1 protein-coding gene is annotated in these 279 nt (G+C 42.3%); it reads right to left on the bottom strand.

Translation table 11 applies throughout. The features are described from left to right. Nucleotides 1–91 precede the first annotated feature (91 nt). On the bottom strand, nt 92–279 hold a 188-nt coding region (locus AOA60_RS32885; RefSeq protein ID WP_178075431.1), incomplete at its 5' end, for a hypothetical protein.

Raw genomic sequence — 279 nt, forward strand, 5'->3', positions numbered from 1 at the left:
GCTTCGTACCATTGACTAGATGGGCTTGAACTTGAACGACTATCCGCGACATTTAATAAAGGACCCTCTTCTCCTTAAATAACTTATTAACTTATTTCGCTTGCGCTGCTGCTCTCGCTGCTCTCGCCGCTTCCTCACGCTGTGCTGCTAATCTTGCTTCCTCTCGTTGTGCTGCTAATCTCGCTTCCTCTTCTCGATGTATTTCAAAAGCAACTGATGAAATTTGAGAGGCAATTGCATCTAATTCTGATGATAAGAGATTAATTTCCTGTTTTAGAT

The sequence above is a fragment of the Pseudomonas sp. 2822-17 genome (assembly GCF_002742485.1).
GTDB lineage: Bacteria > Pseudomonadota > Gammaproteobacteria > Pseudomonadales > Pseudomonadaceae > Aquipseudomonas > Aquipseudomonas cyclaminis.